The organism is Pseudomonas asplenii, from assembly GCF_001293465.1.
Classification (GTDB): Bacteria; Pseudomonadota; Gammaproteobacteria; order Pseudomonadales; family Pseudomonadaceae; genus Aquipseudomonas; species Aquipseudomonas fuscovaginae_B.
Genome location: NZ_JSYZ01000061.1, coordinates 1 through 3,234 on the forward strand (window position 1 = coordinate 1; position 3,234 = coordinate 3,234).

The following is a 3,234-nucleotide window of genomic DNA, read 5'->3' on the forward strand; positions in this document are numbered from 1 at the left end:
CCTATGTGATCTACACCTCGGGTTCGACGGGTGAACCGAAGGGCGTGATGGTCGAGCACCGCCAGTTGTCCAACCTGGTGAGCTGGCATTGCCGCGCCTTCGCGCTGACGGCGGGTGGCCAGACCGCCAGCGTTGCCGGTTTCGGCTTCGACGCGATGGCCTGGGAAATCTGGCCGGCGCTGTGCGCCGGGGCGACCTTGCACCTGCCCCCGGCAACCGCCGGCAGCGAGGATATCGACGGCCTGCTGAACTGGTGGCTGGCACAGCCACTGGAGGTGAGCTTCCTGCCGACGCCGATTGCCGAGTACGCCTTCAGCCAGTCGTTGCAGCACCCGACCCTGCGTACCTTGCTGATCGGCGGCGACCGCCTGCGGCAGTTCCCCGAGGGACAACGGTTTGCCCTGATCAACAACTACGGTCCGACGGAAACCACGGTGGTGGCGACCTCGGGGCTGATGGAAGGAGGGACTGCGGCGCTGCATATCGGCAAGCCGGTGGACAACACCCGGGTCTATCTGCTCGACGAGCAGCTGCATCCGGTGCCGCTGGGCGTACCGGGTGAGCTGTATGTCGGCGGTGCCGGCGTGGCCCGTGGCTACCTGGGGCGTGCGGCGTTGACCGCGGAGCGTTTCCTCAAGGACCCGTTCAGCGGCGAACCCGAGGCGCGGATGTACAAGACCGGCGACCTGGCGCGCTGGCTGGCCGATGGCAACCTCGAGTACCTGGGGCGCAATGACGACCAGGTGAAGATCCGTGGCCTGCGCATCGAACTGGGCGAGATCGAAACCCGCCTGGCAGGGCATCCGGCGATCCAGGAGGCGGTGGTCCTGGCCCGCGAGGACCATCCCGGCGAGAAACGCCTGGTGGCCTACTACAGCTCGACCGATGCCACGCTGGAGATCGAGGCGCTGCGGGCCTACCTGCTGGAGCGCCTGCCGGAGTACATGGTGCCTTCGGCCTATGTGGGCCTGGAGACTTTCCCGCTGACCGCCAATGGCAAGATCGATCGTCGGGCGCTGCCGGTGCCGGATCTGGCGGCACTGGTCAGCCGCGGCTATGAAGCGCCGCAAGGGGACATCGAAATACGCCTGGCCGGGATCTGGCAAGAACTGCTGGGTGTCGAAAAGGTCGGCCGCCATGATCATTTCTTCGAACTGGGCGGTCACTCGCTGTTGGCGGTCAGCCTGGTCGGGCGCATGCGCCAGGTCGGTCTGAGGGCCGATGTACGCGTTCTGTTCGACCAACCCACCCTGGCGGCCCTTGCGATAGCGACGGGCCAGGGCAGCGAGCTGGAAATCCCGGCCAACCTGATTCCCGCGGATTGCCAGCGGATCACCCCGGACATGCTGCCGCTGATCAGCCTTGAACAGGCCACGATCGATCGTGTCGTGGCCATGGTGCCCGGCGGCGTGGCGAATGTGCAGGATATCTACCCGCTGGCCCCCCTGCAGGAAGGGGTTCTCTATCACCACCTGGCGGCTGAACAGGGCGACCCCTATGTCCTGCAGACGCTGTTCGAGATGGCCGACCGTGAGCGTTTGAACACCTTTATCGACGCCTTGCAAAGCGTGATCGCCCGTCATGACATCCTGCGCACCGCCGTGCTCTGGCAGGGGCTGGAAACACCGCTGCAGGTGGTCTGGCGTCAGGCTCGGCTGTCTCTGGAAGAGGTCGAACTCGATGCAGCCGAAGGCGGGATCGTCGAGCAGTTGCAACAGCGCTTCGATCCTCGTCATTCGCGCCTGGACATGACCCAGGCACCGCTGATGCGGCTGGTCTTCGCCGAGGACCGGCCCCATCGACGCTGGGTGGCGATACTGTTGTTTCACCACATGATCCTCGACCATACCGCGATAGAAGTGGTCCTCCATGATATGCAGGCACACTTGCTGGGCCTGGCCGGCCAGCTCGGTGCCGCCGTGCCCTATCGCAACTATGTGGCCCAGGCCTGCCTGGGCACGAGCCGCGATGCCCAGGAAGGATTCTTCCGCGAACTGCTCGGAGATATCGATGAACCGACCCTGCCGTTCGGGTTGCTCGATGTGCAGGGCGATGGTCGCGATATCGAGAAAGGCAGCCTGGCCCTGGACCACCGCGTGGACTCGCGCCTGCGGGCCCAGGCCCGCCAGCTGGGGGTGAGTGTCGCCAGCCTGGTGCACCTGGCCTGGGCCCAGGTGCTGGGCAAGGTTTCGGGCAAGCGCACCGTGGTGTTCGGCACCGTGCTGATGGGCCGGATGCAGGGCGGCGAGGGCGTCGACCGGGCACCGGGGATGTTCATCAACACCTTGCCGCTGCGTGTGGAACTGGCGGGACAGGGGGCTCGGGACGGGGGCCGGGCGACCCACGCCCGACTCACGGCGCTGCTGGGTCATGAACATGCGCCGTTGGTGCTGGCCCAGCGTTGCAGCGGTGTGGCTGCGCCGCTGCCGCTGTTCAGCGCGCTGCTCAACTATCGCCACAGTGTCGCGGCCGAACCCTCGGCTGAGGCGCTCGAGGCCTGGCGAGGTATCGAGGTGCTGGGCGCAGAGGAGCGCACCAACTACCCGTTGACCTTGAATGTCGACGACCTGGGTGACGGGCTCGAGTTGACGGTGCTGGTGACTGACAAGGTCGGAGCCCAACGCGTCTGCGGCTATATGCAGTCGGCGCTGGAACGCCTGGTCGATGCGCTTGAGCAGTCACCGGCTGCGGCACTCGACAACCTGTCGATCCTGCCGGCCGACGAGCGCGAGCAGTTGCTGGTGGGCTTCAACGACACCGCGCTGGAGTATCCGCAGGCGCAGACCATTCATGGGTTGTTCGAGGCCCAGGTGGCAAGCACGCCGGATGCCTTGGCGGTGGTGCATGGCGAGCGCCGCCTGAGCTATCGCGAGCTTAACGAACAGGCCAACCGCCTGGCCCATGCCCTGCGCAAGCAAGGTGTGCAGCCGGATTCGCGAGTGGGCATCTGTGTCGAACGCGGCGCCGAGATGGTTGTCGGCCTGCTGGCGATTCTCAAGGCCGGGGGCGCCTATGTGCCGCTGGATCCGGCGTATCCGGCAGAACGGATCGCCTACATGCTGCAGGACAGTGCGCCGGCCGTAGTGCTGGCCCAGAACGCGACCCAGCAGTTGCTGGCCGGCGTGTCGGTACCCGTGATCAATCTGGATCAGGGCACCTGGCAGGACGAGTCCGTCCGGAATCCACAGGTGCCGGGCCTGACCTCGGCACACCTGGCCTACCTGATCTACACCT

General features: G+C 66.1%; 1 protein-coding gene. It reads left to right on the top strand.

Going from position 1 to position 3,234, the window contains the following annotated elements; genetic code table 11:
* A partial coding sequence (locus tag PF66_RS31595; RefSeq protein WP_152973146.1) for an AMP-binding protein occupies nt 1-3,234 on the top strand: 3,234 nt, incomplete at both ends.